This window comes from Pseudomonas sp. Z003-0.4C(8344-21) (assembly GCF_900104975.1).
GTDB lineage: Bacteria > Pseudomonadota > Gammaproteobacteria > Pseudomonadales > Pseudomonadaceae > Aquipseudomonas > Aquipseudomonas granadensis.
Window position 1 is genome coordinate 4,423,405 of record NZ_LT629756.1, and the last position, 12,331, is coordinate 4,435,735.

Here is a 12,331-nt window from a genome sequence, read left to right on the forward strand (position 1 = left end):
TAGAACTGACACACCGCTATCGCGAGCAGGCTCACTTCTACATTAAATCCCCAGCGACTCGAAAAATGTGTACACACAAATGTCACCATCGGTGCCTTTTATGTGTGCACTTTTCGTTTTCACGCCCTGAAAAGTTACATCCCCGCTCAAATCCTCACCGCCACCTCCCAGCGCAAAAACTTCGGCAGAAAATAATTACCTGTGCAATCGGTCAGTTTTTACCGCCCGGTTTTCAGCCACTTATCGTCCGTCGATAACTTTTCGAAATCAGCAACGCTTCCCATAGACCCGCAGCTGGCACAGATCTCGCTTTAGTGCATACATGTTTTGTATACAAAACTGCAAAGCATGAATCCACTTTCGATCCGCAAGCCTGAAGCGCCCTATCCCGTACAGGCTGCAGATGCCCCGTAACCAGTGATGTTGTCACCGTCGCGACGAAGATATGTCGAGCCCGCCGGCTCATGCACAGTCATCGCGGCCTGAACATCAGGAGCCTGCCGGAATGCGTACAAGTCTCTCCAATAACATCGCGCTGAATCTGCCCTCCTCCACGCTTGATCAACCGTTGCCCGACGACGGACTGAGCGAGCCGCTGCAACTGAGCCCGCGTCTGCACAACAGCGACCTGGCGCCGACCAAGGTCGAAGGCCGGCGCTGGGGCAAATACAGCATTTTCGCGCTGTGGACGAATGACGTGCACAACATCGCCAACTACTCGTTCGCCATCGGCCTGTACGCGTTGGGTCTGGGCGGCTGGCAGATTCTGCTGTCGTTGGGGATCGGCGCGGCGCTGGTGTATTTCTTCATGAACCTGTCCGGTTACATGGGGCAGAAAACCGGGGTGCCGTTTCCGGTGATCAGCCGGATCAGTTTCGGCATTCACGGGGCGCAAATTCCTGCATTGATCAGGGCAGTTATCGCCATTGCCTGGTTCGGTATTCAGACGTACCTCGCCTCGGTGGTATTCCGCGTTTTGCTGACCGCCGTGCATCCCGGTTTCGCCGAGTACGATCACGACTCGATCCTTGGCCTGTCGAGTCTGGGCTGGGTGTGTTTCGTGGCGATCTGGCTGGTGCAACTGGCGATTCTTGCTTACGGCATGGAGATGGTGCGTCGATACGAAGCGTTTGCCGGTCCGGTGATTCTGCTGACCGTCGCTGCCCTCGCCGCCTGGATGTACCTCCAGGCCAACGCAACCATCGCCTGGTCGATCCGCGAACCGCTGACCGGTGCCGAAATGTGGCGCAATATCTTTGCCGGCGGCGCGTTGTGGCTGGCGATCTACGGCACGTTGATTCTGAATTTCTGCGATTTCGCCCGATCTTCGCCGTGCCGCAAGACCATCAAGGTGGGAAATTTCTGGGGTTTGCCGGTGAATATTCTGCTGTTCGCCGCGATTACGGTCCTGCTCTGCGGCGCGCAATTTCAGATCAACGGGCGGATCATCGAAAGCCCGACCGAAATCATCGCCTCGATTCCCAACACATTTTTCCTGGTGCTCGGTTGCCTGGCGTTTCTGATCGTCACCGTAGCGGTGAACATCATGGCCAACTTCGTCGCGCCGGCCTTCGTACTGAGCAATCTGGCGCCGAAGTACCTGACCTTCCGCCGCGCCGGGTTGATCAGCGCGACCATCGCGGTGCTGATCCTGCCGTGGAATCTCTACAACAGCCCGCTGGTGATCGTGTATTTCCTCTCCGGTCTCGGCGCCCTGCTGGGCCCGTTGTACGGGGTGATCATGGTCGACTACTGGCTGATCCGCAAAGGCCGGATCAACGTGCCGCAGCTCTACAGCGAAGCAGCCGATGGCGCTTATTACTACAGCCGTGGCGTCAATTTCCGCGCCGTGGCGGCGTTCATTCCTGCGGCGCTGATCGCCATCGTCCTGGCGCTGGTGCCAGGTTTCCACAGCGTCTCACCGTTTTCCTGGCTGATCGGCGCCGGGATCGCCGGGATGCTTTATCTGATCATCGCCCAACGTCAGCCGCACTACGCCGACGTCAGTGGCGAATCCATCGCCGTCGACAACGTCTGCCATTAATCCCTTCGCGGCCCGGTTTTCGGGCCGCACTACTGCCCGCAATAAGGATGTCCCCATGCGTATTCTCGTGGTCAACGTCAACACCACCGAATCCATCACCGAAGCCATCGCCCGCTCGGCCCAGGCTGTCGCTGCTCCCGGCACCGAAATCGTCGGCTTGACCCCGCATTTCGGCGCCGATTCGATTGAAGGCAACTTCGAAAGCTACCTCGCCGCCATCGCCGTAATGGACCGGGTGATGTCCTACGACCAGCCGTTCGACGCGGTGATTCAAGCCGGCTACGGCGAACACGGCCGCGAAGGCTTGCAGGAACTGCTCAACGTGCCAGTGGTGGACATCACCGATGCGGCGGCGAGCACGGCAATGTTTCTCGGCCACGCGTATTCGGTGGTGACCACACTGGACCGCACCGTGCCGCTGATCGAGGATCGTCTGAAACTGTCCGGTCTGTGGGATCGTTGCGCGTCGGTACGGGCCAGTGGTCTGGCCGTGCTGGAGCTGGAACACGAGCCGCAGCGTGCGCTGGAAGCCATCGTGCATCAGGCTGAACTGGCGGTGACCCAGGATAAGGCCGAGGTGATTTGCCTGGGTTGCGGGGGCATGGCCGGCCTGGATGAGCAGATTCGTCGGCGGACTGGAGTGCCGGTGGTGGATGGCGTGACAGCGGCGGTGACGATTGCCGAAGCGTTGGTGCGCTTGCGTTTGTCGACGTCCAAGGTGCGCACTTATGCGACGCCGCGGCCGAAGAACATTGTAGGCTGGCCGGGGCGGTTTGCCCGATAGACCGCGTTATCGTTCATCGCGAGCAGGCTCACTCCTACAGGGGAACGCATTCCAAATGTAGGAGTGAGCCTGCTCGCGATGGCCGCATCTCGGTCTCAATCCCTGCTCAAATGGCACTGAACCGCCCCGCCAATCCCCGCTCCGCAAACTGCTCAATCACAAAATCGACAAACGCCCGAGTCTTGCCCGGCAACAATTTATGCTCGGCGTAGTAAATCGAAATATTGCCGTCGTCGACAAACCAGTCCGGCAGCACCCGCTGTAACGTCCCCGCCTGCAGATACCCGACCGCAAACGGCATGCTCACCAGCGCAATCCCCAACCCTTGCATCGCCGTCGCACACGCCGCTTCGGAATCGCTCATGGTCATCCGCGCCTGCAGCGTCAGCGGACTGTGTTGCCGGTCGCGGTGGGTCAGTTGCCAGGAACGCACGCGCCCGGTTTGCGGCGAGCGAATCAGGATGCCGTCGTGCGGTTTGAGGTCGTCCGGATGAGTGATCGCCGGGTGCGCCGACAGATAGTCCTGTGACGCGACTAGCACCCGATGGGCCGGTGTCAGTTTGCGTGCGACCACGCCCTGGGGCAGTTCGAAACCACCGCCGATCGCCGCATCGAAGCCCTGGCCGATCAGATCGACCTGTCGATTATCGAAATGCCAGTCCGGGTTGATCGCCGGGTAACGCTGCAGAAACTCACCGAGCAACGGCACGATATACAGGCGCCCGAACACCGTGCCCATGCTGACTTTCAACGTCCCGGCCGGTTGCCCCCCGGCGCTGGCCAGATTCGCCACAGCATTCTGGATCGTTGTCAGGCTGGCGCTGACTTCGCTCAAAAACAGTTGCCCGGCCTCGGTCAGCGTCAGGCTGCGTGTACTACGCTGGAACAGCCGTACGCCGAGCCGCGCCTCCAGTTTCGCCACGCTCTTGCCGACTGCCGCCGGGGTCAGACTCAAGCGGCGCGCGGCTTCGGCGAAGCTGCCAACCTCGGCACTGCGCACGAAGCATTCGATACTGCTGAACGTTTCCATGATCACCACTATAAACTTCTGGTTTACACAGACTATAGCAATCAGGGTCTACACGGTGGTCGATGCGACGCCGATACTCGGCACCAACACCAAGGCATCCCGCCTTGAACATTTGGAGATCGAACATGACCACTCAACACCTCAGCGGCAAAGTCGCTCTGATCCAAGGCGGTTCGCGCGGCATCGGTGCAGCCATCGTCAACCGCCTGGCTGCTGAAGGCGCTGCTGTTGCCTTCACTTACGTCAGCTCCGCCGCCAAGGCCGAAGAACTGCAGAACAGCATCACCGCCAACGGCGGCAAAGCCCTGGCGATCAAGGCTGACAGCGCCGACGCCGAGGCCATCCGCCATGCCGTCAGCGCTACCGTCGAAGCCTTTGGGCGCCTCGACATTCTGGTCAACAACGCCGGCGTGCTGGCCATTGCGCCACTGGAAGACTTCAGTCTGGAAGATTTCGACCGGACGCTGGCGATCAACGTGCGCAGCGTGTTCATTGCTTCGCAGGAAGCAGCGAAGCACATGGGCGAAGGCGCGCGGATCATCAACATCGGCAGCACCAACGCCGACCGCATGCCCTTCGGCGGTGGCGGTGTGTATGCCATGAGCAAATCGGCGCTGGTCGGTCTGACCAAAGGCCTGGCTCGCGACCTCGGCCCGCGCGGCATTACCATCAACAATGTACAGCCCGGCCCGGTCGACACCGACATGAACCCGGCGCACGGTGACTTCGCCGACAGCCTGATCCCGTTGATGGCCGTTGGGCGTTACGGCACTGCCGCAGAAATCGCCGGTTTCGTCGCTTATCTGGCGGGGCCGGAAGCCGGTTACATCACTGGCGCCAGCCTGACCATCGACGGTGGTTTCGGCGCCTGATCGCACTGTTAAGTGACAGTAAAACGCCGCCGCTCCTTTCATAGAGCGGCGGCGTTTTTTGTTTCAGGTGTTCAGGCCCATTCCAGCATCGGCAAACCGAAAGCGCTCGGGGTGAAGCCTTTCAAGGTACGAAGAATCCCATCGGCGTGTGCGTATTTTTCATCGGGCATCGCGGCATCGGGGATCGCGATGGCGGTCATCCCGGCGGCTTTCGCGGCGGTCACGCCGAACGGCGAATCCTCGAACACCAGACAATCCTGCGGCGCGACGCCCAGACGTCGGGCGGCGGTGAGGAAGATATCCGGCGCCGGTTTCGCCGCGCCGACTTCCGGATCGTCGGCGGTGACAATGAAATCGAACAATGCGAACCAGTCGCGGTGCAGCGTGGTTTTCTGGCCGAACGACTGACGCGAGGAACTGGTGCCCACGGCGATCGGAATATTGTGCGCCTTGAGATGGCGGACCAATTCCTCTGCGCCCGGCATCGCTTGCGCCTTGGGGAAACGCTCACGCATCAACGGCTCGCGGATCTGCAGGAACTCTTCAGCGGTGATCGGCAGCTCCAGCGCCTGCACCACGTAGTTCGCCAGGTCATTGGCGCCACGGCCGATGATGTTCTGTTTGATGCTCCAGTCGAAGGTGCGCCCGTAGCGCCCGACAATCAGCGAAGTGACTTCGGTGTAGATACCCTCGGTGTCCAGCAGCAAACCGTCCATATCGAAAATCACGGCCTTGATCGGGCCTAACGCCTTCAGCGGTGCATTCATCTCGGATCCGTTATCAATGACATCCCAGGCGGCGAAGACGCCGCTGCTCGGATCGGATTAAAGGGTTCAGCAGCATAGCGAGCCCGACAGACATTGAGCAACGGCCAATGTCCGCGAGGCGCTGAAACACTCGCGAAAAATTAGCGAAACATCCTACAGACACTGCCTACTTCCCCGACTTCTTTCTCGTTTGATCCCCCGCAAAGTCCTCGCACCCTTTTTGATGTGCGCGAGCGACTGCGAATGTTTGAACCTGATCGGCTCCTGGCCCTGAACAACAGCATCGGTTTGCTGGTGGTGGCCGCGCTCAATCCCGAGCAACCGGATTTCGAAGCCTTGATCGGCGAATTCCGCCTGTGCCTGAACAACTACGACGCCTGGGCCGAGCAGTTCTGGGCCGGCACTGCGCTCGACATCGAGCAGGTGTTTAGCGTCGGCAACGACGTGCGCCTCAGTGCGCCGATCACCTCGCGCCAGCCGCTCAGTTCGTCGGTAGTGATGTGCCCGGCCAGCGGTCCTTTGACCCTGGTGCACCTGTTCGAAGCCGCGCGTTTTGTGCCGATCGGCAATACACCGGTGACGCTTGAACCGCTGCTCAGTGAGGTTGACGGCGTCCAGACGTTCGGCGAACCGCTGCGCCATACCATTGGCCCCAGCGGCATTCTGCAAGTCACCGACTGCGAGCGGGGCCAGCGTTATCGCATCACCTTCTTTCCCGATGTTTCCACTGCGCAGGTGCGGGCGTTGTATGCCTCTTATGAAGCGGTTATCGGGGACCTGGAAGGCTGGTTGCGCGGCGAGTGGGCCGGGTTTCAGCCGCAGTGGACGGAGTTTTCCAGCGCCGGGTTTCTTGAGCGTTACGGGCAGTTGCAACGGGCCGACTGGCGCGGTTTCGAGAATGCGCTCAATGGCTTTTGGGACGACATTAAACAGGTCTTCGCCCTCCTCGCCGACTTGCAGGTTAATAGCGAAAAACTCCTTGAGTACCTGAGCGACGTTGAGCTGGAGGCGTTGCTCGCAGCCTCCAGCGAGGCCATCGCCAACGCGCTGTTGATGCTTAGCGACGAGCCGCTGCTGTTCATTCATCTGGCCGCGTTTACCAGTTGGCTGAAGATGCTGCCGCCGCAGTACCTCGCCGAAGTGGTGGCCGAGGTGCGCGTCGAACTGCTGGTCAGTTTTCTGCTGATGCGCGTGGCCGGCGGTGCCGGTGTGTCGCTGCGTTTGAGCAGCAAGGTGCTGGACAAGGTCAAGTCGCCACGGGCGCGGCAATGGCTGTCGGCCTCGGCGCTGCGTCTGACGGAGCTGACGTCGACGCCGGGACTGAACAAGCATGCCAGCGCGTTGAAACCGTTGATGTTGCATGCGCGTGAGGTGGCGCTGAAACCGGCGCCCTCCGTTCCGCTGAAGATTCGTCAGGCCGATTCGCAGGTACTGACCGTGCCGAATCCGGCGCCGCTTGCGCGGGGCAAGACTGGCGGCTCGACGCGGATGGAGCGCCACGAACCTCGCGACGACTCCCCCGACCAGGCGAAAAACCCCAACGGCGACAGCGCCGATTGCGTGCCGCTGACCTGTACCAATGGCTGTCCGGTGTCGATGGCTACCGGCGAAGAGCTGCTGACGCTGACGGATGCGGTGCTTGATGGTGTGCTGCCGTTTGAGTTCAGCCGTTTGTATCGCAGCAGTGCGGCTGAAATCGATGTTGGATTGGGGTTTGGCTGGAGCCATTCGCTGGCGCATCGGCTGGAGTTTTGCGCTGATGAAGTGGTCTGGGTCGATCACGAAAACCGGCGTACGCGGTTTCCGTTGCCCAGTGCGACCCGGCCGGCGATTCACAACAGTCTGTCGCGGGCGGCGATTTTTCTTGGCGACGAACCGGAAGAGCTGATTCTGGCGCTGGCCGGCGAGGCGGCGCGGTTTTATCACTTTCGCGCCGGGCGGCTGACGGCGATCAGTGATGTGTATGGCAACCGCTTGTGTGTTGTTCGCGATCGTCATGACCGTATCAGCCGTTTAGAAAACGGTGCCGGTCGGGCTTTGTCGCTGCGTTATGACCGCGCGCAGTTGGTTGGCCTGGATTATCAGGTTTTTCAGCATGCGGAATGGGTGACTGAGCAAACCCTCGTCAGCTACCGCTTCGACGCTTATCAAAATCTGATCGAAGCCACCAACGCCGTCGGCGACAGCGAGCGTTACGACTACGACGACGCTCACGTCATCCTGCAGCGGCAACTGGCCGGCGGCGCGAGTTTTTTCTGGGAGTGGGAACGCTCCGGCAAGGCTGCACGCTGCGTCCGCCATTGGGCTTCGTTCTCGCAGATGAACACCCGTTACATCTGGGCGGACGACGGCAGCGTCGCGGTGCAGTACGTCGACGGCACCGAAGAAACCTACGTCCACGACGACCGCGCACGGCTGGTGCGCAAGGTCGAGGCGGACGGCGGCGAACACCTCAAGGCCTATGACGCTGAAGGCCGCTTGATCGCCGAACAGGACCCGCTCGGCGCCGTCACCGAATACCGCTACGACGAAGTCGGACGGCTGATCGCGCTGATTCCGCCGGACGACGCGCCAACGTCCTACGAGTACCGCAACGGTTTTCTTTATCGGCGCACTCGCGGCGATGCCGTGTGGATCTATCGGCGCAACGCCGAGGGCGATATCACCGAAGCGGTCGATCCTGACGGTCAGGTCACCCATTACTACTACAACGTGCGCGGGCAACTGCTGTCGATCCGCTACCCGGACAGCAGTCGCCATAAGCTGGTGTGGAATCCGCTCGGCCAGTTGACCGAAGAAACCCTGCCCGACGGTGGTGTACGGCGTTTTTCCTACGACGCATTGGGGCGAAGGACGACGACCGCCGATGAACACGGCGCCGTCACCCGTCAGCAGTGGGACGCCGTTGGCCGACTGATCCAGACAACTTTTCCTACCGGCAACACCCGCGCTTACAGCTACGGCGCCTACGGCCAGGTGACCGCCGAACGCGACGAGCTCGGACGCATTACCCGTTACGAGTACGACGATGACCTGCATCTGGTTTCACGGCGGATCAACCCCGACGGCACGCAGGTGCAGTACCGCTACGACCATGCGCAACTGCTGCTCACCGAGATCGAGAACGAGTCCGGGGAAAGGTACCGGCTGGACTACACGCCGAGCGGATTGATCCGACAGGAAACCGGGTTTGATGGACGCCGGACCGCGTATGCCTACGACCTGAATGGGCATCTGCTGGAGAAGACCGAGTTTGGTGATGACGGCTCATGTTTGCTGACTGCTTATGAGCGCGATGCGGCCGGACGCCTACTGGTCAAGACCCTGCCTGACGGCATCAAGGTTAAATATTCCTACGACCGCCTCGGCCGTCTGACAGCCGTCGATGACGGCCACAACCACCCGCTGGCCTTCGAATACGACCGCCAGGATCGGCTGATCACCGAGCACCAGGGCTGGGGCACCCTGCGTTACGCCTATGACGCCTGCGGCCAGCTCAAACGTCTGCGCCTGCCGGACAACAGCAAACTCGATTACCACTACGCCAAGGGCGGCGCGCTGACGGCGATCGACCTCAACGGCACGCCGCTGACCCGCCACGTCTACCAGTTCGGCCGCGAAGTGCAGCGCCAGCAAGGCCTGCTGCTCAGCGAATATGCCTACGACGAACAGGGAAGGTTACTGGCTCACGCCGTAGGCCATCAACGCGATTCGGTGTACCGCCGCGATTATGCCTACAGCGCCAACGGCAACCTTGCCCACATCGCCGACAGCCGCCACGGCCAACGCACCTACGGCTACGACGCCCTCGACCGACTGATCCGCGTCCGCCACTCGCGCGACGAACTGCCGGAATCCTTCGCCCACGACCCGGCCGGCAACCTGCTCATGCAGGACCGCCCCGGCCCGAGCCGGATTCAAGGTAACCGCCTGCTGATGCAGGGCGACCGGCATTACGACTACGACGCCTTCGGCAACCTGATCCGCGAACGCCGCGGCAAAGCCCAAACACTCGTCACCGAATACCGCTACGACAGCCAGCACCGCCTGATCGGCCTGACCCGCCCCGACGGTCAAACCGCCACCTATCAATACGACGCCTTCGGCCGGCGCATCCGCAAAACCGTCGACGGCCAGACCACCGAGTTCTTCTGGCAAGGCGACCAGATCGTCGCCGAAAGCAGCGAGAACGAATACCGCAGCTACGTCTACGAACCCGGCACCTTCCGCCCACTGGCGCTGCTCGACGGCAAAGGCCCGAAAAAAGCCTGCCCGTTCTACTACCAGCTCGACCACCTCGGCACGCCGCAAGAACTCACCGACTACGGCGGCGACATCGTCTGGTCCGCCCAATACGACGCCTACGGCAAAACCGCCGCGCTGACCCTGGCGGGCGACGACTACCTGAACCAGCCACTGCGGTTTCAGGGACAGTACTTCGATGCCGAGAGTGGCCTGCATTACAACCGTCACCGGTATTACGACCCACGTTTAGGGCGATACCTGACACCGGACCCGATCAAGCTGGCCGGTGGGTTGAATCAGTACCAGTACGTGCCGAATCCGACGGGGTGGGTGGATCCGTTGGGGTTGAACTCCAACTGCCCGCCGCCGGGAACGCCGGGTTGTGAGGTGCCGGGTGGGATTGCTGGGGTTAAGGTTGATGAGGGGGAGCCTGATGCACCAACGCCTAAGAAAAAGCAGGAATACCTGTACCGAGGAGACTCAAGAGACCCGTCCGATGTTTTTGTGAACGGATTCAAAAGCAAGGGAGACAGCGAGGACTTATTCCTCCACTCCATTGATAGCGATTTTCCTCCAAGCGGCTATATCAGCACCTCCCCCTCTAGAGACGTGGGAAAAGAGTTTGCTACCAGCTTTTTTACAAAAACCGGGTTTCTTTATACCTTGAAGAGAGTAGAGGGTTATGATTTGAAGCAAGAATTAGGAAACCGGTACAAATTTTCCCGAGAACAGGAATTCGCCGTTCCAAAAGTTATCAAAAATGAAGATATTCTAGGCGCCACGATAATTATTGATGATGGGCGTGACTTTGGTTACTCCATCCCGAATCCATATAGGAAAATTGACAAATGATTTCGGAGTTCAAAATTATCGTAGAAAAAGAACATACAATCAAAGATGTAGTTCTGTTTTGCGACAGCGAGAAAATGAGCATAACTCTAAGCCTGGACGGATTATCGCCAAAAACATACACCGGCAAAAATTTTTATCACTGTTTCGGCTTAATCCGCAAGGACAACCCTCTAGTAACTTTCTTTTGCAAAGGCTCAAAGTTGAATGTTCACCCCTCGAGCTTGTCATCACAAATGTCTCTTGGATTAAAAGCTTATGAATTGACAAATGGAGCAGAACCATCACTGAAAGACGTGGTATCGATATTTGAATACGAAAATGAAAACCTAACAAACTCACCTGAACTACAGAGAGAATTTTTCTTACAGTGGATAGGGTCTTAGGGGAGAAAGATATAATTTTCACGACAAAATTGACAAATGGCGCCCATATAAATTTTAAGAAAGACGCAAGCCGAGCCTTAACCAACACTACGTAAAGACGCTTTCTAGAAATAGATCGGCAGTGTAAAAGAAACACATGAGCAAGACCAAGGGCAATATCACCAAGGCTAAAAACTATTACCACCCCCACAGAGCACGAAGCATTTTTTAAACAAAAAAATGCAATCCAGCTAGCTAATCAAATCATTGGACTAGATATTTTTTAAACCCGGAGAAAAGGATGAGTGAACAAAATGAAACTTTGGATACTCTGATACATGACTTTATTTCTATGGTAGAGACAAGCACGCTGCTACTTGAAAAAAAATTTGGCACTCGAGACATTCGAAGGCTTTGGCATACCAAGGCGATAAAGCGTCGCGGAAGAGTCACTCGAGGCGTTAAATATGAATTGCACGGCATTGGCTGCCGTATCAATCTATCGACAGGAACCGTAGATTTTGACTATGGACCTAATGGTGAAATCAATGGGTTTGACATTTGGCGTTTATACATTTTTGCCTGTGAAAGACCATCTAAATATAGAAAATATTGCGACAAAGAAACAATCAAAAAAGAATTCGCCGAACATATAACTCAAAAAAAGATTAAGAAAATCTCTTTCGTTAGCAACTTATATATATTGGCCACCTGAAAGAAACCGAAAAAAAATAAAACACATATAATCATGCCGACTTCCGCATCTGCCTACGAGACAAACACCAAACTTCGCAACATAAAAATCATTAGAAATATTGGCAAAACTATTTTTGAGACAAGAGCGAACGAAACATGTCAGCCGAAAAGACTCGATACCGATCGACTGGATAATCATAAAAGACCATGAGTAACAATAATGATAAGTCTTTAGAAGATTTGATAAAAGACTTCCTCAGCAAAGTTGAGAAAGGAACAACGCTTCTACAGAAAAAATTTGGTACAAAAAACATTCTTAGACTCTGGCGAAGTGGCCAAATAGAGCGCTGCGGGGGAATTAACGATAGCGTTGAGTATGAGTTGCACGGTGTAGGCTGTGCCATCCACTTTCCCACAGAGTTAGTAGATTTCGATTACGGCCCAAATAACAGGACCGACGGCTTTGACGTGTGGCGTATTTATATGTACGCCACCGACAGGCCTGAAGAGTACAAAAAATACACTGACAGAAACTTTCTTGAGAGTGAGTTCAAGTCTTATATAGCTTCAGGCAGAATCGAAAAAATGTCGCCCGCCGATGACCTCTATGTACTAATCGCCCCGCCTGAAAACTCTGAAAACGAGACTTAAGCACCTGCTGTCTCTGGCGTTTATGCCA

9 protein-coding genes are annotated in these 12,331 nt (G+C 57.5%); 7 read left to right on the top strand and 2 right to left on the bottom strand.

Features of this window, described 5'->3' with window-relative positions:
• The first annotated feature begins 505 nt into the window (after window positions 1-505).
• Window positions 506-2,044 carry an NCS1 family nucleobase:cation symporter-1 gene (locus tag BLU24_RS19885; protein ID WP_093103108.1) on the top strand — a complete coding sequence of 513 codons (1,539 nt, stop codon included), beginning with the start codon at window positions 506-508 and terminating at the stop codon, window positions 2,042-2,044.
• A gap of 55 nt (window positions 2,045-2,099) precedes the next feature.
• Window positions 2,100-2,828, top strand: coding sequence for an aspartate/glutamate racemase family protein (locus tag BLU24_RS19890; RefSeq protein WP_090282534.1), 729 nt, complete (start codon window positions 2,100-2,102; stop codon window positions 2,826-2,828).
• Window positions 2,829-2,934: 106 nt separating this feature from the next.
• On the opposite strand, the gene BLU24_RS19895 is transcribed toward BLU24_RS19890, so the two are convergent.
• On the bottom strand, window positions 2,935-3,858 hold the full coding sequence (locus BLU24_RS19895) for a LysR family transcriptional regulator (RefSeq protein WP_090288461.1): 924 nt from the start codon (window positions 3,856-3,858) through the stop codon (window positions 2,935-2,937).
• Between the two features lie 125 nt (window positions 3,859-3,983).
• On the opposite strand from BLU24_RS19895, the gene BLU24_RS19900 reads away from it, so the two are divergent.
• Complete coding sequence (locus BLU24_RS19900; protein WP_090282533.1) at window positions 3,984-4,730, top strand: 3-oxoacyl-ACP reductase family protein; 747 nt, start codon at window positions 3,984-3,986, stop codon at window positions 4,728-4,730.
• A 71-nt stretch (window positions 4,731-4,801) separates the two neighbouring features.
• On the opposite strand, the gene BLU24_RS19905 is transcribed toward BLU24_RS19900, so the two are convergent.
• Window positions 4,802-5,497, bottom strand: a complete 696-nt coding sequence (locus BLU24_RS19905; RefSeq protein WP_093103111.1) for an HAD-IA family hydrolase — start codon at window positions 5,495-5,497, stop codon at window positions 4,802-4,804.
• Window positions 5,498-5,740: 243 nt separating this feature from the next.
• Between BLU24_RS19905 and BLU24_RS19910 the strand changes: the two genes are divergently transcribed.
• From BLU24_RS19910 to BLU24_RS19925, 4 genes are all read left to right on the top strand, one after another.
• The gene (locus tag BLU24_RS19910) at window positions 5,741-10,594 is read left to right on the top strand and encodes an RHS repeat-associated core domain-containing protein (protein WP_093103114.1); all 4,854 of its coding nucleotides are present in this window, start codon (window positions 5,741-5,743) and stop codon (window positions 10,592-10,594) included.
• Window positions 10,591-10,977, top strand: a complete 387-nt coding sequence (locus tag BLU24_RS19915; protein ID WP_093103117.1) for a hypothetical protein — start codon at window positions 10,591-10,593, stop codon at window positions 10,975-10,977. Before BLU24_RS19910 ends, BLU24_RS19915 begins: the two co-directional genes overlap by 4 nt.
• Before the next feature lie 280 nt (window positions 10,978-11,257).
• Entirely contained in the window at window positions 11,258-11,671 is a 414-nt protein-coding gene (locus tag BLU24_RS19920) for a DUF6896 domain-containing protein (protein WP_093103123.1), read from the top strand.
• 188 nt (window positions 11,672-11,859) lie between these two features.
• Window positions 11,860-12,303 carry a DUF6896 domain-containing protein gene (locus BLU24_RS19925; RefSeq protein ID WP_093103125.1) on the top strand — a complete coding sequence of 148 codons (444 nt, stop codon included), beginning with the start codon at window positions 11,860-11,862 and terminating at the stop codon, window positions 12,301-12,303.
• Window positions 12,304-12,331: the final 28 nt, after the last annotated feature.

Excerpts from the sequence above, each read along its gene's own strand:
- BLU24_RS19900 (WP_090282533.1), top strand. The coding sequence starts at position 3,984 with ATGACCACTCAACACCTCAGCGGCAAAGTCGCTCTGATCCAAGGCGGT.
- BLU24_RS19895 (WP_090288461.1), bottom strand. The coding sequence starts at position 3,858 with ATGGAAACGTTCAGCAGTATCGAATGCTTCGTGCGCAGTGCCGAGGTT.
- BLU24_RS19915 (WP_093103117.1), top strand. The coding sequence starts at position 10,591 with ATGATTTCGGAGTTCAAAATTATCGTAGAAAAAGAACATACAATCAAA.
- BLU24_RS19885 (WP_093103108.1), top strand. The coding sequence starts at position 506 with ATGCGTACAAGTCTCTCCAATAACATCGCGCTGAATCTGCCCTCCTCC.
- BLU24_RS19920 (WP_093103123.1), top strand. The coding sequence starts at position 11,258 with ATGAGTGAACAAAATGAAACTTTGGATACTCTGATACATGACTTTATT.
- BLU24_RS19925 (WP_093103125.1), top strand. The coding sequence starts at position 11,860 with ATGAGTAACAATAATGATAAGTCTTTAGAAGATTTGATAAAAGACTTC.
- BLU24_RS19910 (WP_093103114.1), top strand. The coding sequence starts at position 5,741 with ATGTTTGAACCTGATCGGCTCCTGGCCCTGAACAACAGCATCGGTTTG.
- BLU24_RS19905 (WP_093103111.1), bottom strand. The coding sequence starts at position 5,497 with ATGAATGCACCGCTGAAGGCGTTAGGCCCGATCAAGGCCGTGATTTTC.
- BLU24_RS19890 (WP_090282534.1), top strand. The coding sequence starts at position 2,100 with ATGCGTATTCTCGTGGTCAACGTCAACACCACCGAATCCATCACCGAA.